At 43.8% G+C, this 21640-nt stretch carries 12 protein-coding genes; all 12 read right to left on the bottom strand.

What is annotated here, in order from left to right; translation table 11 throughout:
• Nucleotides 1–13 precede the first annotated feature (13 nt).
• The 12 genes from N2K84_RS06600 to N2K84_RS06545 all read right to left on the bottom strand — a co-directional run bounded on the left by N2K84_RS06600 (nt 14) and on the right by N2K84_RS06545 (nt 21623).
• Nucleotides 14–1633, bottom strand: a complete 1620-nt coding sequence (locus tag N2K84_RS06600) for a hypothetical protein (protein ID WP_282590996.1) — start codon at nt 1631–1633, stop codon at nt 14–16.
• Nucleotides 1630–3024, bottom strand: coding sequence for a glycosyl hydrolase family 28 protein (locus N2K84_RS06595; RefSeq protein WP_282590995.1), 1395 nt, complete (start codon nt 3022–3024; stop codon nt 1630–1632). The genes N2K84_RS06600 and N2K84_RS06595 overlap by 4 nt, the downstream gene beginning before the upstream one ends.
• Before the next feature lie 55 nt (nt 3025–3079).
• Entirely contained in the window at nt 3080–5041 is a 1962-nt protein-coding gene (locus N2K84_RS06590) for a glycoside hydrolase family 127 protein (RefSeq protein ID WP_282590994.1), read from the bottom strand.
• Nucleotides 5042–5105: 64 nt separating this feature from the next.
• On the bottom strand, nt 5106–6776 hold the full coding sequence (locus N2K84_RS06585) for a glycoside hydrolase family 43 protein (RefSeq protein WP_282590993.1): 1671 nt from the start codon (nt 6774–6776) through the stop codon (nt 5106–5108).
• Between the two features lie 4 nt (nt 6777–6780).
• Entirely contained in the window at nt 6781–10752 is a 3972-nt protein-coding gene (locus N2K84_RS06580) for a glycosyl hydrolase (RefSeq protein ID WP_282590992.1), read from the bottom strand.
• Between the two features lie 45 nt (nt 10753–10797).
• Entirely contained in the window at nt 10798–12210 is a 1413-nt protein-coding gene (locus N2K84_RS06575; RefSeq protein WP_282590991.1) for an L-fucose/L-arabinose isomerase family protein, read from the bottom strand.
• A gap of 36 nt (nt 12211–12246) precedes the next feature.
• Entirely contained in the window at nt 12247–13332 is a 1086-nt protein-coding gene (locus N2K84_RS06570; protein ID WP_282590990.1) for a serine hydrolase domain-containing protein, read from the bottom strand.
• Between the two features lie 23 nt (nt 13333–13355).
• The gene (locus N2K84_RS06565) at nt 13356–14420 is read right to left on the bottom strand and encodes a glycoside hydrolase family 88 protein (RefSeq protein ID WP_282590989.1); all 1065 of its coding nucleotides are present in this window, start codon (nt 14418–14420) and stop codon (nt 13356–13358) included.
• Nucleotides 14421–14702: 282 nt separating this feature from the next.
• Entirely contained in the window at nt 14703–16589 is a 1887-nt protein-coding gene (locus N2K84_RS06560; RefSeq protein ID WP_282590988.1) for a glycoside hydrolase family 97 protein, read from the bottom strand.
• Between the two features lie 161 nt (nt 16590–16750).
• Nucleotides 16751–18022, bottom strand: coding sequence for an alginate lyase family protein (locus tag N2K84_RS06555; RefSeq protein ID WP_282590987.1), 1272 nt, complete (start codon nt 18020–18022; stop codon nt 16751–16753).
• 120 nt (nt 18023–18142) lie between these two features.
• Nucleotides 18143–19759: a DUF4979 domain-containing protein gene (locus N2K84_RS06550; RefSeq protein ID WP_282590986.1), complete on the bottom strand. Its 1617-nt coding sequence runs from the start codon at nt 19757–19759 to the stop codon at nt 18143–18145.
• Nucleotides 19760–19841: 82 nt separating this feature from the next.
• On the bottom strand, nt 19842–21623 hold the full coding sequence (locus N2K84_RS06545) for a RagB/SusD family nutrient uptake outer membrane protein (protein WP_282590985.1): 1782 nt from the start codon (nt 21621–21623) through the stop codon (nt 19842–19844).
• Between the last annotated feature and the right edge of the window lie 17 nt (nt 21624–21640).

Below are 21640 nucleotides of genomic sequence, written 5' to 3'. Positions count from 1 at the left end.
CTCATCCGTTTTTTCAATGATTACCAATTAAAAAGCTTCTTTCAACCGGAATAGCTGTCTTTACTTTAGGGTCTTTTGTATTTCCATACTGCCAGGCCACAACGGTCACTTTTACCGGGAATTTTGCTCTCGTTGGAATTTTAGTGAATACCAACCTCTCGTTTTCTACTTCGGCAGGTCCTTCTTTCACATAGAAATGAACCGGCAGACCAGAACTGGAGCTAGCCGTCAGGAAGACCTCCTTCACTCCCTCTTCTTGGTCGGGTATCTCACTAAACGAAATGGTTTGCTCATCACCGTCTTCCAGTCTAAGCGGAATACGCAAATTGAACTGCTGAACCGTGCTCTTATATTTATTGTCGCCAGGGTGATGAGCCAATAGCCAGATGTCGCCGGTACGCTTCATGTTATTTAGTCCCATTCGGTAAAACCGAACCGTAAATATGCTGTCGCTTACCTTCTCAACCGGGCCGCAAATACGGTCGATGACTGGTGTTCCTTCAGCGTGGACATCTGACAAACGACTTCTTAGCGTATCGGTAAAAGCTGCTTTCAAATGAAAGGTCAGACCGTCTGCTTCCGGATCGAAAGAACCAACTGTACGCGCATGGAGATTTTCATTAAACGACAATAATTTCCCATTTTGTAAGAATCCGATATACTGTTCTTTCTTTCCCCGCTCGCGGGCGTAATACGCTTCTGTCGCTTCGGCTATTTCCTTATCGAAATACCAAAAGGCATCATGCGGGTCGCCGTTGTAGCTCGAAAACGGAGCAGCTTTTGCCCGCCTCTTCTGGTCGGGATTCCACCTCTCGGCCATCCAACCATTTTGCGGGTTAAGTTTATTTAGATGAAAAGGAGAATCAAGCGGCTGTTCCTCCGGCAAGCGGTATTGCGCTGCTTTTTTCAGGAATAGACAAAGATAATCCACCACTTCATCCGACACATCAAAATGGCCATGACCGGCATCGCATAAAAATGAAATACAACTTTCTGGATACATCATCCGAAAAGCCAGTGCCGGATTTACCCGGGCTTCCCACCATTCGTATTCGCCTTCAACCATCAGGCCCGGAATCCCATCGATATTTCGGGTCCGTCCCCATTCCAAATTCTCCCGGCCGTAACCTGTGAGGTTGGTGCGGGGGGCATCGCCGTGATAGGAAATAATTGCCAGTGTTCGATCAGGGTTCCAGGCTCCAAAATTCCAGGGGAACGTAGCCATGGCGGAATGTCCCAGCGGAACAACCGGTGCTTGCTTTAATTCAGAATAGCCACTAACGTCGGCCAAATCGTCCATCATTTTATCAAATACTACCTGACAACCATTTTCTACATCCCATTGCTGATCAATTCCAGGTGACATCCACACAATGGCGAACCCTAATTCGGCCATTGTTTTCCGGAAAACGTCATGATCGAAAATTGGTTCTTCACACATATTATGCTGTCCAAAAACAACCGCGCGAACCTGGGTGCAATTTTCAGGAATCCAAAGGAAAGCAGTAGGACTTTCGTTCGTCTCCGGCGAAATAAAACCGGTAAGCGGAACAGACCATTGATAAATTGCAGCGTTTGCTGACGATAGTGATCCCACAAGGAGATAGGATATAAGCAGACAGATAATTTTCATTTCACTTTTAATTCATTAATAAAACCGCCAACCTGTATATTCGCATCAGCTATCTTTTTAACCGAATTCCCATTAATCGTTAGTCCATCAATCAGAATCTTTTTCACAGCTCGTTCATCTTCAAAACCCTTTATCTCTGATTTATTGGCGAAGTTTCCGTTGTATTTAATATTCTTCAGTAGCACATTTTCAATTCCGCGTCCGGGAGCCCCGCTGTATTTTTCGTTGTAAACGACCCGGAAATTGAATAACTGTCCTTCCTGTAAATCTTCAATGCGAATGTTTTCGTAGGTGATATTTCGAACCAGGTTGTTGTCGCTGCAAGTGATCGCCATACAGCCTTGGTAGTTACGATCGTCTTCATCGTGTTCCAAAATATCGATATTGCTGAAGGTAATATTTTCGATAGTATCGCCACCGGCTTCGGCGTATCCATGCAAACCAATATTGGTTGGATGGGCAATGTCGGCCCAAAGTGTTGAATTTTTAATTTCATAGTTCCGGGCACTTCCGTAAAAATCCCAGCGGTGACCGTAAATAGCGATACAGTCGTCAGAATTTCGCATAAACACGTCGTCAATAACCACATCGGAGCAGGACATTAAATCGATACCATCGCTCCAGCCTTTGCAACTAAACGATTTGATATTGCGAACCGTCAATCCTATGGTTTGACCGCCATAAATGGTATAATGACTGGGATTGACAAAAATTGGCCCATCTACTGTCACATTTTTTGAATGACGGATTTCTACCCCGCGTTCAGGTTGCCAGATAATACCATGACCGATGATTTTCACATCATGGGCATGATCGACCAGAAGCTTGGCTTTAATGACTGCGCCACCATCGATATAAACCGTTTTTCCTGAAGGGATATGGAAAACATCGCCGGGCAAGTCTTTGGGTTGGTGAATTCCGGGTCCAAAGTAAATCACATTCGGATCATCGGGATTCGGCTTATCTTTCAGGATTGGATTGGCAAACAGGTGCAGGTTGTGCAACTTATCGCCATTCACCTCAAGCGAAAGTTTATTGGACTCGCTAAGACTGAATGAAATGACCTGTCCGTTAACCGCCGGAACAATGCCCAGCGAAAGCGGGCGGATTTGCACTGAATTTACCGTCCCGTTGTTTTTTCGAACCTGTATTTCCACCTTCCCGGAGAAATCGAAAGATACCATTGAGGCATTCTGGACATTATCCAAATCGACCTGAACATTGTATTCAAACAGATCCTGCCAATCGCCACCCGCCTGCCGAACCTGAACAGTAAAATCATCATTGTGGGCCGAATATTTTAGTCCTCCCGGGACATCGTAAATAACTAATTCCTGAGCATGAAGCATCGAAGAAATTGCAATAAAAAGGATCCAAATTATGTGTCTCATTTTGTTTGTATTTTTTATTCACGGGTGACTTGAATTCATCCCGTGAAAAGAACTCCTATTTCAGATTCCAGTATACCACATACCGCTCACGATGCAAATTGTACAACGGAACGAACGTGTAATTCTTTCCGGTAATCGATTCATCCGTGATAAAAGTCAACGGCTTTCCGTCAACAGGCTTCAACCACTGCTCAACAGACTTGCCCTTTATTGCCAAATCGTTTGTCAGGCCAGCAGGTACGCGAAAATCGTAGGTATAATAGTCGTTGTGCATTTCAGGATTCGAGATAGGAGCCGATGGTTTCATACCTTCAGTTCCCATTTCGGCAGCCAAAACAATTGGTCCATACGAAATTGATACCACCTCCGGATTGTCGGACGGGTTCACCTTCAGTTCCATCGGATAGTCAAATTCTACGTGATCGCCGTTTTCCCAGGTGCGGTCAAGCGTAATATAACTACCCGGCTTTTCTTTCACCTGAATCTTTTTCCCATTTACTTTTACCACCGCTCCGGCAGTTGCCCATGAGGGGTAGCGCAACTTCAATTTCATTTTTTTAGATTCGCTCGTTGAAATAGTCAAGCCGCTTTTTCCATTTTGTGGAAATTGTGTTTCCTGAGTTATTTGAATATTCTGTTCCTCCCAGTTTAATTCAGACGGAACAAACAAGTTGACAAATAGCTCATTGCCATTATGATAATAGATAGCCTCTCCATATTTTGCATGGCTCTCGAAACCAGTACCCACGCAACACCAAAACGAACTGTCGGGTGTGCTATAGACCTTGTGTGCTCCCGGTAACATCGGAAGAAAATACGCAACCATCCCGCTTTGTGGATCTTGTTGCCCCAATATATGATTGTACAAAGCTCTTTCGTAGTAATCTGCCTCTTTAACATTGGTGCTCAGGCAGAATAAATGACGGGTCAACTTTAGCATGTTGTACACATTGCAAGACTCGCCGGTGTATCCTGTCAGGTGGTGTGACTGATGATCGGGTTTGAAAAACTTCTCTTTATCGCTATTGCTTCCTGTACAAAACGAATGATGATCCACGACTGTATTCCAGAAAAACTGAGCTACCTCCTTATTTTGCTTGCCCTCACCAATTTCGTAAGCCCGTGTCAAGCCGATCAGCTTAGGAATAAACGTATTCGCGTGCATCTTTTCTAAATTGTCTTCTCCTGCTTGTAGCGGATCCAAAACATCTTCATGATAGAAAAACTCGGCCAACCATTTGTAGTTTTCGTTTCCTGTAATCTGGTAGAGCGAATAGAATGCATCATTCATCCCTCCAAATTCATTGCGGATCATTATTTTGCGCTCCTCTGGACTTACTTTTGAAAGTTTATTGTAAGCCCAATCTGCCATTTTTTTCACCACATCAAGCGCTTGCTGATTGTCGCAATACAGGTACTGGTCAATTAATCCTGAATAAATCTTATGCAGGGTATACCAAGGCGCCCAAACACGTTTGCCTGCAATATTGCGGTTAATCAGGTTTTCGGGGAAAGCACTCAAGTATCCTTCTTCACCCAAGGCTTGCTGCACTTCTGCTAATCCGGCAACCAGGCTATCGGCTTTCAGTTTATATTGTTCTTCGCCGGTAGTTGCATACAACATGGCCAACCCAGAGAGAATATGCCCTGTAGTATGTCCGCGCAGTTCGCAGTCGAGCGACTCCCAACCTCCGAGTTTTTCCACTGAATCATAGCCTCCCTCCAAACCGGCATAAACACCCGCATTGGTTCGGAAACTGTGTAACAGACGATCAACACCCAATGACATGATCCAGTGACTTTCGCGCTCCATGTTTTCGGTGAACCGGGAGGGTAAAAGTATAATATCGCTCATCTCGAAAGCATAAGCTTTTATCGGTGCTGATTCTTTAATCGTAAGTTTATCCTCGTGTTGCCCGGGGTAATGTGATTGAGCAAAGGCAACCCCACCCCAACCCTCTCCAAAAGGGAGGGAGCAAATCATTAAGATGACTAATAGCTTCATAAGTTGTTTCATTATTTTGCTTTTTTTGAGTCAGGGTTTCACTTAAAGAGAAGCCATGACTTGTTCATTTTTCTAATTATTTAGTTATTCGAAACCAATCAAAATCGGCACATCCGCCAATTCGAAAGCCGGGTTCAGAAGTGCTGAAAATCCCCAACTTGGCGCTGCTCCACAAAACCCTTGTGGCATAGAAATCCTCACCAATCGGTCTGAAGTTTTCACCATCTTCGCTGAATGAAAAATGGCAAAGTCCATCGGGACCTTCAACTTTCACCCGCAAGAAAACAGTATTCGAGCCAATTCGTCGTTTCGCAATGCTCTTTTCGAACCCTCCTAAGTTTGCTCCCTCATTTTGAATCTGTTCCACGTAAAAACTGTCAGCATCTTTTCGGATTGCCAAATAGGAATAGTTGTTGCCAAGCATCATTAACCCTGCTTGTTTACTTTGCCAAATATCCCATTCAATATTCAGACTGACCTTGGTTGTCGCGGTGAAATTCTCGGCAGGTAAGTGCTGAGTCAAAATATTGGGAACGTTCCATAACGAAGCTTCACCAGTTGGTTTTGGTACTGCCAGCAAACGCAAAAAACCTTTCTGCGGCATAGACACGCTCCAGTTAACTTTTTCGTTGGCATTCCAGCTCCATTGCAAACCCGGTTTTTCTCCGTCAAATTCATCTGATTCAGCCGGGCTGGCTATCGGCCATTCGCGACCAACATCCGGTTTTTGATGGGTTCGAACAGGGTCGCCGCACCCGTCACGGTCCTGATCCTCGCCCATCACCGGCCAGCCATCAAACCAATTTACAGGGTTTAGGTGAAGAATGCGGCCGTAAACTCCCCGATCCTGGAAATGAACAAACCAAGGCTCACCCGATTGCGTTTCAATATAAGCTCCCTGATGCGGCCCGTTTATGTCGGTTGAACCTTGAGCCATTACAATTTTTTCTTCGTATGGACCGTAAATGCTTTGCGAACGAAGCGCCAGCTGCCATCCGTTTTCGACACCGCCAGCAGGAGCCATAATGTAGTAACAAGCGTCTTTCTTGTATATCTTCGGACCTTCAATGGTATGGTTGTAATCGTGTCCCGAATAAATATTCCGCCCGTTGTCCAGTAATTCAGTTGCATCGGGCGACATACGCCAAACGGTTAGAATGCTGTTAACCCCTGCACGCGATCCCGCCCAGGCTGTTACCAGATAAGCATTACCGTCGTCGTCCCAAAGTGGGCTTGGATCAATCATTCCTTTACCTGCTTTCACTAAAACAGGCTTTTCCCATTCTTCGAAAGGATCGTTGGTTTTTACACGATAAATACCAAAATCGGGATCGCCCCAGAATATATAAAATTCATTATTGTAATACCGAATACATGGAGCCCAAACCCCTTTACTATATTGAGGACTGTCGTAAACTTCCTCAGGAAGAACCGGCAACGCATAATTCACGATCTGCCAGTTCACCAAATCTTTGGAATGGAGTATTGGCAGGCCAGGTGAGCTGTTAAAACTTGATGCTGTCATGTAAAAGTCATCGCCCACGCGAATTACATCCGGATCGGAGTAATCAGCCTGTAAAATTGGGTTGGTATAAGTTCCGTCGCCATTGTCTGAAACATATACTTTAGATACAGACTTCACCTCTAATTCCTGTGATTTTGTTTTTAACTCCTTTGACTTGTCCGCCTGACAAGATGTTAACCAAGCCAGACACAAGAGCGGTATAGTTATTTTTGTAGTTCTCATCAGTTTAAATTGATTTTTCTTCAGCACAAATTAATTTCACAGGCCCTAGCAAACCGGACTCCAATAACGGGTCTTCTTTTTCAAGATTGTGCCAAACACTGAATGTTATCCGCTTGCCTGGTTTGGGCTGGTTGTTAACATACCAATCTGGTAGCTTAAAAATGAAACGGTCTTTGCTGTATTCATTTTCTACGGGTAAGTGTTCGTCTCCAATCAAGCGATTAGCCCACAGATTAGTTATTTCAACCTGCAGTTCATTTTCCCCTTCATTTACAAAATCTGTTATATCTGCAACAAATGGCTCTTTCCAAAGAAGGCTGACTTCCCTGCCATTAAGAAATACACGGGCAATAACTTCAACCCGCCCCAAATCAAGAAAAAATCTGCGACCTTCCGAAAACAGCACACTATCCAGCATCAGTTTTTTCTGATATGTACAGGTTCCTGAAAAATGCCGGACACCAAAGTCTTCATGTTTAATCAATGATTTCAGGCTGTCCAGTTTTATTTGAGATGGAGCCCCTGTGTCTTCCGGGAAAGACACTTGCCACGAGTTTGTTAAATCCACTTCCAGGCAGTTTTTAATCGGTAACATTACTTTTTCTCCGGATTGCTGGTAAAGTTCATAGTTTCCGTTCTCCAGAAAGGCAGCGTTGAGTTGTCCGCTACCGGGATTATTCAGCCAAACCGGAGATAATAAATCTAAATCCGGCAAACCTTTCCGGTATTGCATTTTAATGTCACTTTCCGACAATACCGATGCCTCCAACTGTGGTTTTGTATAGTTACCCTCGAAATAACTTATGAATTGGCTCTCCTCAGCAGGAGCCTCCAAGCCCGGATGAATATGAAATGGTGATTTCTTTCCAATAGCTGCTTTTTCACCGTTTACATACAATTCGGGGGTTCCGTTCCGGTAGTTCAGAACCAAGTGTGTCCAGCCTTCAAGAGGCTCGTCGAAAGTCAGAATCTGATTGGCGCGATTGCTTGCTTGTTCGTAAACAAAAACACCATTCTGTCCGGCACCCAAGCCACAGATGGCATGACCTTCACCAAAAATTTCTTCGCCATTGGCTGAATGAAACAACATGCTTCGCCCGCCATGAGCATAAGTATCCGGTTTTATCCACAATGCAACTGAAAAATCATCTTGTACCAATTTGTATTTTGCGGGGTCGGGTTTAGCGTAAGCTTTATTTTCCAAAAGAATAGTGCCATCTTTTGTAATTTGAGTAATTACTCCTGATTGCTGCTTATCCTTCAAAATAATAAACACAGAACCGGCAGGATCCAATTCGAGCGGCATTTCCAATCGACCACTTTTTGTCTCAAACATTGGAGCAACATATGTTTCGCCGCTTTCACTGTTCCAAATTTCAGGCTGAAGACCATTTACGCGTAACGAAACATGAATCTTTTCTTTTCTCCGTTTATGGTTTGAGACAAAATAAACTTCTGCACCACCAATTTTTTTGTGCAGATAATGAATTGTGGCATCTTGATTTTGCGAAGTGTACAGAAAGTCAGATTCAACCGGAAGTTCCTTTAGCACATCCGACAACGGAACATTCCAATAGACACTTCCTTTCCCAAAGCTGCGCCGTTTTACGAAATGACCATCCAAATCGCCGAATAGTTCATCAACCTGGCTTTGAATATCTTCATCTGATCCATTCATTCCGGGAGATTTCTGTGGTTTATTTTGAACGACCAAAGTCATTCCTTTATCGACAAGTTCTTTTAGACGCTTAACCGTATCCGGAAGAATTGCATCCAATTTTTCCATCATGCACAAGCTGTATGTCATTCCATCGGGCAAAACAATTTTTCCGTTTTGAATGGAGAACCGATTAAATAAAGCATCACGTCCAACGACATCGCCCCGAATACCCTTCGGCATTAACGGGTAAATATCCGGCACACCTGAATGCGGATTGTCGCCCTGAAAATAGCAGATGTCTGCAACTGTTAACCCTTGTTGAAGCAGAAACTGTGAACGACGCAGATGATTAATCCACCCAAAAGCCTGCTCTGTCCAGGTGTTATTTCGGTCGAAATGGGTTCCGAACGGTCCCATCGTCATTCCCGGTAATCCGGTGGTATAGGGTTGATGAACAAAAACATGAAATACCAGTCGGTTCACGCCTAATGTGTAAAACCAATCACCTTCCGCTTTCAATGAATAGGGGTAATCAGTCCATTTTGAGGTAGCGGGCATACCGGTAAATGATTCAGCTGCAACGACTGGCTTTCCGTAAACATTACCAATTGAGGCCGCTTGTTTGGAAGTCATCGGGCTACCATAAATATTTCGGGTCCAGAATTCAGACATAGGTACATCCAGAAACTGACCAATTTTCATACTGTCCAGATTCCCGTCGCCATAAGGTTCGGCATGGTATTGCAACCCCTGACGGTGACACCATTCACTCCAGTGTCCGTAATAGTTTTCAGCGAGAAGATCAGCTTGAACCTTGTTTAAATCCCAGAAAAAACGCTCCGTCTGTTCCACACCGGCAACAATACGACCAGTCATGGCTAATACCCATGGCCTGATGTCGTAATGCGTACGTTGCTTAAACTCTGCCGGCAATTGCATCGTCCAGTTTTGTTTACCGGCTTCCCAACTGTCGGTTGTAAAGCCCAAAAAGTTCTTGCCAATGTAGGGTTTGAGCAAAGTCACCAATTTGCTATTGAAATGCTCTATATGAAAATCCAGAGCTTCCCTGCTGAATTTGTCGATCTCCAGGCCTTTCCCTGCATCCGGATGGGCTGCCGGTTCTTCGCCTGTCGTCGTATGGCCGATACGAAGAATGGTCCAGTTGCCCTTAACCGGAGCTTCCCACTCCAATTGTCCATCCTGATCCAACTTGGAGGTCAGATCGACAACTTTTTCCGGATCAATGATTAACTCCGAACTGATATTCGGTTTATTTCCACCATCGCTCCCATGGGTCCAGTTCGCTTTTCCCGGCCAACCCGCTAAACGAGGTCCTGAATGAAGTTCAATATTGGAAATCCAGGTTGGATCAGAAGTCACCACCCGATAATATTGAGCCGAAACCGCCTCAAAATTCTGCATGGCAGGGGTATCCATTTCACGCAGTTGGGGTGTACTAAAAGATGCTACATTCCTGAAAGTCCGTCCATCATCAGAAACCTCCAGCTCAAACCGGGGCGGGTGATCACGAGGCCCGTCAAACAGGTCATGCGGAATTTCGGCTTTTCTCAAAATCGTAATTGAACGGGCTTCGAAGGCCTCATTAAAGACTAAAAGCAGACTTGATTTATCGCTGCCATCCTGTTCCAGCCTGATTTTACTTTCGGCATTACCATCCAACAAAACAGCTTTATCAATTTCCTTTCCATTGACAAGTATTTTAGAAAGGCGATCCTTCATCAACCCATTTTCAACCGGGAGTGATGGATAGGCCAATACAAACGCATCGCGATACCAGTTCATGCGGGCATGTGGTTGCGGTAAGTGAACGCTAATACTTTGTTGACCCTTCACCTGTGTTTCAGTCCAGACCAATTGCTGCATGCTCATTTCCGGAGTAATCCATGGCCCTCCTGTTCCTGAATACCCGGGAGAATTGTGGATCATCATCTCAATCCCCAATCGAGCTGCTTCCCCGACAGCATATTCGGTCATTTCAAACCAGGTGCTACTTGCATAATCTACCGGACCGGCAGGAATTCCAACGGCATTATTGAAACAAAGTGCACCTCCGATCCCCATGCGTTTCATGGCTTCCAAATCGAGCGTTATTCCTTCTTTGGTAATGTTGCCGTTCATCCATTGCCAAAATACCCAGGGTTCCGCTGAGTCAGGTGGATTCATAAACAGCCGCTCCATCTCACCCCAATTGAAATTCAAATCTTCAGTTGGTGAATTACATTTTACAAATGATGGAACCAGCATAATTCCGGCTGCTCCGACTCCGATTTGTTTTAGGAAGTTTCTGCGTTTCATATTCAATTCTAAATAACAATTCCAAATACTCCTGCCGAAAATTGATTAACAGATTCTTACAGAAGGAATATTCAATAGCATAGCTAATTTTTCAATTTTATGAGAAATGTGTCCCACACCAATGGCGCAGTGATGTGCAGGCCCTTTCATTGACCATTCATCCATAAATTTACGAGCTCCAATTGAAAAGCGATAACGGCTGTTGGTGTTCCCGATTTGCAGTGTGGGTCCAGCAACAGATTCGCCTTCAGCAACAAGAAGGAAGATACCATCGGTACCATGAACTACGGACAATAACGTAACAGGTCCGTTTTTTACTTTCATTTGAATTGAAAGACCCTTACCAGGCTTTCCATGATAAATTGGCAAGGGAACAAGGCCTACTTTACCTTCAGCTATTTTAAAATGCGCAGGTCCGTCATGTCCAAGCATGACAATATCATCGTTGAAATCCATTGCATAGAATTCAGAGAAAGATCCTCCTGCCCCAAAGGCATCCATAATTTTCATGGCCTGTGCATTCTTAACTTCACATTCGCCGGCTACCGGAATATTTTTCCCGGTAAGCAAGGTATTTCCTGCAATTACAGAGGTTACAATATCTTCGTAATCATTACCTGCTTCTCCCTCATAATAATAAGCCATTGCACCAAGTTTATGTGCCTCAACCAATTTGTCCAATGCAACAGAGGTTTTTGCAGCCCTTTCAATTTCAATTTGCTCACATTGTTCTGATACATCAAAAGCATTGTCAAATTCTTCGATTTTCAATCTGACCTCTACCTGATTTACCTCTTTCCGATATTTGTCAAGTTCACACATTTCAATCAATTCAAAGTGTGTTCCAGATACAGCAGACTGTTGAGTTAAGTCGGTATATACATCCAGCATGCCGTTATAATAATGTCCTAAAACACCGAGTCTGTTGTTACGCATTATTTCCGCAACATTTGCGACCTCAATCCAGTCGGCAATATTTTGCCAGGCCATATCATCATGTAGGTATCCGGTTACTATGGCGTATTTTATACCAGCCCGATTAAAAACGCCAGCTATTTCGGGAACAGAGCAAGCCTGACAGTAAGCCAACCACTCACCAGTCATTTTTCCCCGATCACCCAATGCATTGAAGGCCTCGTAATCGATCGCCGCAACCGGTTGCAAATTCAAGATTATAAAGGGTGCTTTAATACGTTGAGCTACCGGTAACACTGTAGAAGACAATGCGTAGGTTGAAACGTAAAGAAAAACAAGATCAACATTTTGACTGTTTAAATAATTACCAACTTGAACGGATTTTTCAGGAGTATCCACCAACCCGGCATCGACAATCATTGCACCGAGACCCTCCATTTTCGTTTTGATCTCCTTTTGATAACCGATTAATCGTTCTTTTAATCCGTCAAACTGTTCCCAGTAGGTATCCAGACCGATTCCAAGCAGTGCGATTTTTTTCATTTTAGTTCTTTTAACATTGTTATTGTTTCAACTGACTTACTCAACGCTCTTATAAATATCATGTACCATTTCCATCAAAACCGGACTGCTATAGAAAGCCGAAAAAACATCCTGATTCGCTTTCTCAACATTCACATGAGTAATGAAAAAACCATATGTCCCGGTGGTTTTATCAATCCAAGGATAGGCTCCGGCCCAACTTGGACTGCTTATCAGCACGGCGTTCCCCAACGAATCGAGTTCTTCGCGCCATTCGCCCAAACCGTAAACACCGTTATGATGAGCGGCCCGAACCCTTTCTACATATTTGGGGCTTACAATTTGAGCCCCACGAACCTGATCGGCTTGCATTTCGCGGATGGCTTCTCTTGATAGGATTTGTCTGTCATCAAAAACACCATCATTATATATCATATTCAGAAAGCTGGCATAATCGTGCAAAGTTGAGCGAGCGCCACCTCCGAGCATTGGACTATGCCCTTCACACGAATCGACAGGTGTGAAATGGGTATTCTTCATCCCCAATGGCTGAGCAATTTTTTCCTGAAAAAGTGTTTCCCAGTCCTTCCCGGTTGCCAGTTCGGCCATACGACCGGCCACCTGCATGGCCAGTCCGCCATAATAAAATTCAGTTCCCGGGATGGTATCTGCAGGAAGATTGACAATATGGGCAACCGATTCTGTTAATGTCTGGTAATCATCTTTTGGCACTCCCTCTGGTTGATAATCGGTATAACCCGAAGTGTGTGAAAGTAATTGGCGAAGTGTGGCGGTTCCCTTAACATCGGTAAATTCAGGTAACCATTTATTCACCGGATCATCCCACGAAAGTTTGTCTTCGTCAACCACGGCGGCAATGGTGGCAGCGGCCAGCCATTTTCCGGAAGAAGCGATATAAGCTTGTGTTTCGGGTGTGTAACTGCCAAAACAAGTATCCAGTATTACATCATTTTCCCGGGCTATAATCAGCCCTGCTCCATCGTAATAGCCACTGTCAACCCAACTTTGAACCAGGAGATGCACTTCCGAAAAATCGTAATTAATTCCCCGATCAGTAAGTTTTTTCGGTTGACACGACAAACAAAATAAAGCAAGAATAGCTGAAAATAGTAACCGGGACATGATGCTGGCTGGTTTAGGTTATATTATTGTTCATCCATTTTTTTCAGGCGCATTAATGCCTCGAGATAATAGTAATCGGCATAAATAATTGAAGCATCAATCTCTGAACCGTTTGGATAGTGTCCGGTAGAATGTAACAGAAACGCCTGGTTTTTATCTCCACTCAAATACTCATTCGAAGACAACTTCGCCAACAGAGCCACAGCAGCATCTTTATATTTTGCTTTCAGGTTTTCGTCTTTCATATAGGTTGAAAGCTCGAGCATGCCTGATGCTGCAACAGCGGCTGCCGATGCATCTTTCGGCGAGTTGGGGATAGCCGGATCATCGAAATCCCAATAGGGCATTCCATCTTCCGGAAGGCGTTCCAGTAATTTATCAGCCAGTTTTTCGGCCATCGTCAAAAACTCATCTTTCCCGGTTTCGCGGAAGCACATGGTGTAGCCGTAAATTCCCCATCCCTGGCCGCGTGCCCACATGGAGCCATCACTATATCCCTGGTGGGTTACCCCTTTTATAAAGTGTCCGTCAACCGTATCAAAAACAGCAACATGGTAAATCGAATAATCCGGGCGAACCAGCGTGGTCATACAAGTTTTGGCATGTTTAACGGCCATATCGTACAAATCGTGACTTCCCCCGTTTTTAGCGGCCCAAAACAAGAGTTCCAGGTTTATCATGTTATCGATGATGGTGCTGTGTGGCCAGCCCATTTTCTCACGCATCGCGGGCCACGACAAAATAGTGCCCACTTTGGGATTGAAAAGCGTTGCCAGCGAGTCGGCTGCCTCCAGCAGAAAATCGTGATAGGCTGAATCCCCTGTCAAACGGTATCCGTTACCAAAGCTGCAATACAGCATAAATCCTAAGTCGTGATTATCAACAGGAACATCCAGCACGCCACGCAACGGGTCGGTAAATTTTTGTGCCTGACTCAAAATAGTGGTATCGCCTGATGCTTCATAGGCATACCACAGAATGCCGGGCCAAAAACCGCTGCACCAGTCGTGAATGCCAACTATATTCCAATCAGTCTGGCCTTGAAGAATATTACGCGGCAAACTATCGACTTGGGTTAAGCTTTTCATTGTTGTCTCAACTTTCTGCACCGAATACTCCAGCATTTTATCGACTGAAAAACTCCCTTTTTTTGTTTCTGTGGTGCATGACGTAAAAACCGCCAATGAAAACATTATCGTCATTAAATAGATTGATCGTTTCATGGTTTTTTCTAGTTTATTTTTATTCTCTTGTATTTCTTTTAAGGTGATTATTGCCTGACAATTCTCATTCGACTATCTCCTTCTGTTTATTAAGAATGAATGCACCCGGAACGAATCCGGGCACAATCAAGCTCTCTACTACTAAAACTAATCTTGAGGTATCAGCCGAATGGCCATCCCTCCGGAATCAATTAAATTTGCGCTTATATTGGATTTACTTGAAACTGTCATTGTACTCAATTTCACATTCGTTTTGGTGTTCAGACTGGCATCATCCGTATAAATCTGAGCAGTATATTTTTTCCCCTGGGGCAAAAAATCGAAACTAAGGGGAAGTTCTCTTCCCTGGTTGTTCGTAATTGCACCAACAAACCATTCGTCGCCACTACGACGAGCGACAACAGCATATTGGCCAATTTCTCCGGCAAGCACTTTGGTTTCATCCCAAACCGTAGGTAGATTTTTAAAGTATTCAGTCTCGGCAACACCATCCAGCATTTCAGGTTTATCGTACCAGTAAATGGTTTGTAACGGGCTGAAGTACACAACTCCCAATGCCAGCTGATGGGCATGGGTTGTTTTCAGGCGTTTGTCCATATAACAGACGGTGTAATCGCCGATGCCTCCAACAAAGCGGGTAAAAGGCAAAATGGTATTGTGAGTCGCATCCGGGAATTCTTCATTCCCGCGAATGCCTTCAACGGTCATAATATTGGGCCAGGTTCGGTTCTCACCGGTAGTGCGAAACTCATCATGGATATTCACCATCAATTCATTGTCTGCTGCCAGTTGAATCGCTTCGTGGAGCCATTGTGTCCAGCGATGCGAACCAACCTGTACAAAACCAAACTTCACGCCTTTGATTCCCCATTTTTTATAAATCGGGAAAATCTCGCGCATCTGTGTCAGCAGGGCTTGCTGGTTCACGTACACCCAAATGCCAACGCCACGTTCTTTCCCGTATTCGATCCATTTTTGCAAATCCAGATCAATGGAAACGGTAGATGCGTCCGATGCAAAATCGAAAGCGGGGCCATACCACTTCCAGTCGTACAGTAAATAATCAACGCCATTTTCGGCGGAGAAATCAATTTGCGCTTTCGAATTTTCGTTGCTTTGCGCAATTTCGCGCATGATTGTTCCGGGCTTGATCCAGTCTGCATTCTCAATTTCACAAGGAGCATTCAGATTCAGGATCATATCATTGTTTTCCAACAATTGCCCGGGTGTTTCGGCCACCAAAATAAAACGCCAGGGCGTACTGAATGGGGTAATTTGGTCAACTGATTCGTAGAGGGATGACACCAGCGTGCCAGGCTCACCATCCTTTAATTTTAGTTTCATGCGGGCATAATCCACCAATCCGGCTTCGCCGATAGAAGCATAAAGCCCGTTGGGTAATACGCAGGTTAATGGCCGCTCCGACTCATCTACCCAATTTTCGAGTGGCAGCAATTCGTATGGTGCCTGTGCCCAACGATGATACCAGGCTTTGGTTCCTTCGGGCAAAACAAATTCCGTATTCTCCTTCATTACCCGATAATAGAGCCCTTTCGGATTGAGCGGAAAATGATATCGAATGGCTACCCCTTCATTATAAACCCGGATATCGATTTGCAATTGGTAGCCCGGTTTACTTCGCTTTTCAAACAAGAATGAAGATTGATTGTAATGGTCGACAACTGTGCTGCGTTCGCCAAAAGCATTGTTCCAACTGGTATTAACCGAAGTATCATTTCGGGAAACGAATTTCATATCGTTGATAAAATGGTAATTGTCATCCGGCTTTATGGCCATCGCCAGCTCGGAGAGGTGGTTGTCGAGAACAATGTCAAACTCAGACTTTTGAACAACAACCTGACCTTTATAATTAAGCGAATAAAAAGCCTTTAAGCTGTTAGCTGATTCAGTATAAAAAATCAATTGCAAATCCCCATTTGGAGAATTAACGTTTTCTTTTACCTCTGCCATACAAGTCATACTTAAAAGCAATGCTACTACCAATACACCTGTGCAATAAATACAAAATCTCATTCTTGATTATTTTACTGATTACAAACAACTTAAAACATCAGACATCTATTCATACAAGGACATAAAATTCTAACCTGAGCAAAAAATGCCAGGACTACATTCTATTCGTTTCCTGAAAGGGGGAAACGCCTTTTCTGGAAAAGGCTAACTTTTCAATATTGCTATTCCCGGGTAAACAAAAGTGTTCCGAAGCCCAATGAATCAAAACCTCCGCTATTGGGGCCATAATCGCCACCGCCACCTTCAGGACGGTGAATGTTGGCCACCAATGTTACATTGGGCGCTGTCATTTTTTGCCGCTTCACATAGTGATTATAAATGACCTCCCATATTGGCCGCGCATTTCCTCTGGCTGTTTCACTTATAACGGTGTGGTTAACGTTATCGCAGTTATTATAAGGTTCAAAACTAACACTCCCTAAATTAAAGTTATAACGGGCTGCGTACTCAGCACCTTTAAGCACCCGTGAATCGTCGTATCCGTAAAGATCATCTCCTTGTTTCCAGGCCATTTCGCAAATATCTCCCAGAAATCCGATGCACAATAAAGCATGTCCTTGGTCACGACCACTCTCCTGCAATTGCCCCAACCCGTCCGGGTGGATATAATACACAGCCTTTTTCAAATGGCCGTTTCCTTCACCTTCGATCAGATACTTGATGGCGTAATTATAAATGTCAGCTCTGTCGGTTAACACGCCTATACTCATTAAACTGGCCAGATTACATAAATCCCAGTTCGCCCAGTAATGCGAAATACAAGTTCCCCAATGGGTATCGATAAAAGCCTTGTTTACCGGGTAGAAGACATCCAACATCCATTGTTTGAATACTCCAAAATCGGCAGATGACCATCCATCGTAGGTGCGCATAATTTCGGCTGCGTTAGCAAACTGGTATCCGTAAATGCCGGCACCCAACGCTTTATTTGAGTTTCCGCTAATTGAAGTACAGGTTGATGCCCAGGCATTCAGGATCTGAATCGATTTATTGGCATAGGCAACATCACCGGTTATTTTCCAGCGAATAGCCAACTGATAAGCGGCTGCCACGTCGTTCATGGCACGGCTGTAATTGTCCGCTTCCGGTTCTTCTGTTGAGTTTCCTCCACGAATTAATTTGACAACGGGATTTGGGCTATAATTTAAGCTTGCATGAGAATTGCCCGTCAATTTATTCCACCCTGAAATCCATGGTTCAGCCCCGGCATCAACTTTTGCTTTGATCCGGGTAAAATCGCTTTGCGAAAGCAAAAGCCCCGGATGCACAAAGGTTTTATTTTCATCGATTGGGAACTCCTCTTCCACCGGCGGATTTTCATTGTCATCCGGTACGATATCGTTATCGCCACCTTTTCCACAACTATACAATGTGAGGATACCTCCTGCCAGCATAATGGCGATCAGGATAATATTTTTTAGTTTCTTTTCCATGCTACAGTCTTTTATTTCTGTTTTCCCGGGGCACCCTTGCCCTTGCCTATTGTTTCATTTTTCTCATTATAAGACAATCATGCCGGGGTCAACCGGCACGACTGTCTAAATATTCTCAACTTATAATCCGAGGAAAGCCTGCAATTCAGCTGTCGTTTTGAACGTCCTGATCCAATCCACTTCATAGCCGGTTTCGGCAGAAGTAATATCAGCAATCTTTAATTGCCAAACATTCAATTCGGTTCTAGCTGTATACTTGTCGGATACGTCATAATAAATAACATTTTGTGACATGAAATCAGTCTTATAGGAGTTATTACTTCCGGTATAAGGATCCAGTTTCATATTACCAGCCTCAGGTTTTGCCAGTCCGGACTCTTTGAATGTTATTTTGAAAGCCATAATTGGGTATTCCGGTGTACAGATCCAGGATTCTTTTGCAGCCCCATCAGGATAAGGGAATTTCCCTAAAATTACATTGTACAGGTCAGCCCTTCTTTTGTTAGTTCCTTCGAACTGAGCCGGGTCAAAGGAAACTTTCAATTTTCCACCTTCAATTACGACTGTCGAGTTGTGACTGGCTGTCCAGTCGAACGTATTTGGATCGTCAAATTCAAACACATATTTTCCTTCAGGCAGAGCTACATATTCATTTAAGGCATCCAAACTTTCGAATGATTGTACCCAATCAACTGAATATCCGGTTTCCGGGCTGGTGATATCTGCTATTTTCCATTGGAAAGTAGTTAACGTTGTAGGTTCAGTTTGAGAAAGTGTCGCTCCTGAACCAAACGTATTTCGGATATCATAATAGTAGATATCCCCTTGAAGGATGCCGTCCCAGTTGTTTGACCCATTTTTGTATCTCCCCAAATTCGTATCAAGTATAAAATTACCATTTGCTGGTTTATTCAATTTAATAGCAATAATTGGAAATAGTCCGGCGTGAAGTTCCACTCCACCTGCCAATTGAAAATCAGCACGACGTTTGCTGGTTCCCGAGAACTGGTTCGGATCGAATGTCACATTCATTGCTCCTCCTGAAACAACAGAAGTTGAATTGTGTGTAGAAAGCCAACCTTCGCTATCAGCGCCATTGAACTGGTAATTTAAACCAACAAAGGGGTATGAAAAAATTGGCCCTGTCAGAATTTGTGGCCCGACTTCCATCGTTACAGCTCCTCGAATACCACCTTCCGGCACCGTCACGACGATTTCATTATCTGTAATGGAAACGATTTGTGCTTCAACACCTCCTCCAAAAAGGATTGTTACAGCACTTGCATCGGTTCCAAAGCTTTCACCGGTAATCGTAACCTGTGATCCAACAGCGCCTTCTTCTGGTGTTATACCGTTAATTTTGGCGCCTGGCACGAACGTAAAATCTTCCGCAAAATCATGAGTATGTGTCCAAACACTCACGGAAATAATTCCCGTACCCGCGTCGTTGGGAACCCGAACTACCATTTGATTATCAGTATAGCTCACAAATTCGGCTGCCATAACACCATTGAAATAGATCTTGGCTGCATCAGAAAACTCACCAAAATTGGTCCCGGTAATTGTAACAGCCTGACCTGGCCGACCTGACTTTGGTGTAAAGTCGTCAATTGTAATATCTGGGTATTCGACCAAGGAACCTTCGTATTCCTTTTCCATATCACTACAAGCCGTATAAACCAATCCGCCGGCAACTAAGGCAGTGATGATGAGTAAGTATTTAAATATCCGTTTCATATTCTACTATATTTTTGAGTTATCGTCCCCCGATCGTTTTCAACAATTTAGAGACGACAAGCTGTGTTAATGAGATAATTGGTTAATAGCCTGGATTTTGAATCAAATTGCTATTCAAGTTAATTTCCTCCAATGGAAGCGGATAGAGATAATGTTTGCGTTGGAAGTTCCTATTACTTGACGGATCCAATAACAGCACCCGACGATCGCCAACCCCTGTTGAAACGGTGATCTCACCGTAGGGATATGCAGATGGAGAATACAATGTTGAATTAGTTTCATAATCGGTTCCTTCAATTACATTTCCACAAATGTCTTTATTCAGTTCCTCCTCAGCAATTCCCCATCTTTTCAGATCGAGGAAACGACTGTTCTCTGCATATAACTCCACGGCACGTTCACGAAGAACTTCTTCTCTCATATCCAATCCGTTATTCGCAACAAATGCATTTGTTAATGCAGGCAATCCGGCACGTGTTCTTATTTTATTGATCGACTCATTTAGTTCAGCGTCGGATAAGCCGCCATTCAATTCCAATAAAGTTTCGGCATAAATCAGGTATACTTCAGCCAAACGGATAATCGGGTAATCAAACGATTCAGTATTTGCGGCCCGATAAGTACCATAATTGTAAGAACGGAATTTGCGGCAAGCATAACCTGCGCCACTGTCTGAACCAGGACCCATTAACTTCATGGAACCGTCAGCTGGAGTATCCCAGGTATTGTTGTCTGCAAAATATGCCGTCAACCGATAATCCCTGTTTTTAAATTCATCCGACGCTTTGGTGTAACCCTGAAATAATGGTGATTGATCGACAGGAAGACCATCTTTACACAAAATCATGTCCATAAATTTACGGGTAGGGGCTAAACGTGAATTTACCGTATGGCTCACATTCACATTTCCCTGGTAAAGTGAATAGTCAAACATGGTGTAAAGGATATACTCTTTATTGGTTGATTTATCTAATCCGGCCGGGTTTGAACCTTCGTCTTCCAAATCAAATAAATACAGGTTGCTTAAATTGTTCAACTGGCTATTGTAGTTCCATAATTCATAGCCACCATTATCCATTACATCTTTCGCTAAATTTTTAGCCAATGTAAACATCTCGCTCACAGTAGGATATCCGTCCGGCTTAGTTGAACCGGCGCCATTAGCGATCCCATCGCCATCAGTTGTTGTACCAACATTCTTTTCCCAGGTAGCTTCAAACAATAAAGCTTTTGCTTTAAATGCTTCAGCCGCCCATTTACTGATGTGCCCTTTATCGGCAGCAGCAATGTTTTGCTCTACCGGCAAACCGGCAATCGCATCGTCAAGATCTGCCATTATCTGAGCAAATACTTCATAACGGCTTTTTCTCGCTCCTAACAATTCTTCCGAATTAAGGTCCATCACCGTTGTCACAACAGGAACTCCGCCAAAACGCTGCATCAACAGATAATGGTGATAAGCCCGGAAGAATTTGGCTGCTGCGACATATTGTGCAATCTCGGATGCATCGCCGGGGTATTCGTCTGCTTTTTGAAGCAAAATATTATTTGCGCGAATATATTTATACGAGCGGGTCCAATAGGAATCATTGGCAGGCGCAACCAATACACCGCGTCCATAGTCCTGGGCTAAAGCGGTCAGGTCTGTTCCAAAATCCATAAAATCATACACACTACTACCATCAACGCTTCTCCATCCAATCATTTTATTGTAAAAGTCGTTCGAAGAGGCCTCAAAATGTTCCGGCTGAGTAAAATATGCAGCCTCCGTAATGGTATCCAAAGGTTCGAGATCCAAATACCGGCTCTCACATGCTGAAAACAGCAGCAAGCTTGGCAATATAATTGATAATATCTTTTTCATAATTATTAAATTTAATT

Origin of the sequence: Gaoshiqia sediminis, from assembly GCF_025907915.1 — a bacterium.
GTDB lineage: Bacteria > Bacteroidota > Bacteroidia > Bacteroidales > Prolixibacteraceae > Gaoshiqia > Gaoshiqia sediminis.
This window is presented reverse-complemented; position numbering and strand designations above follow the sequence as displayed.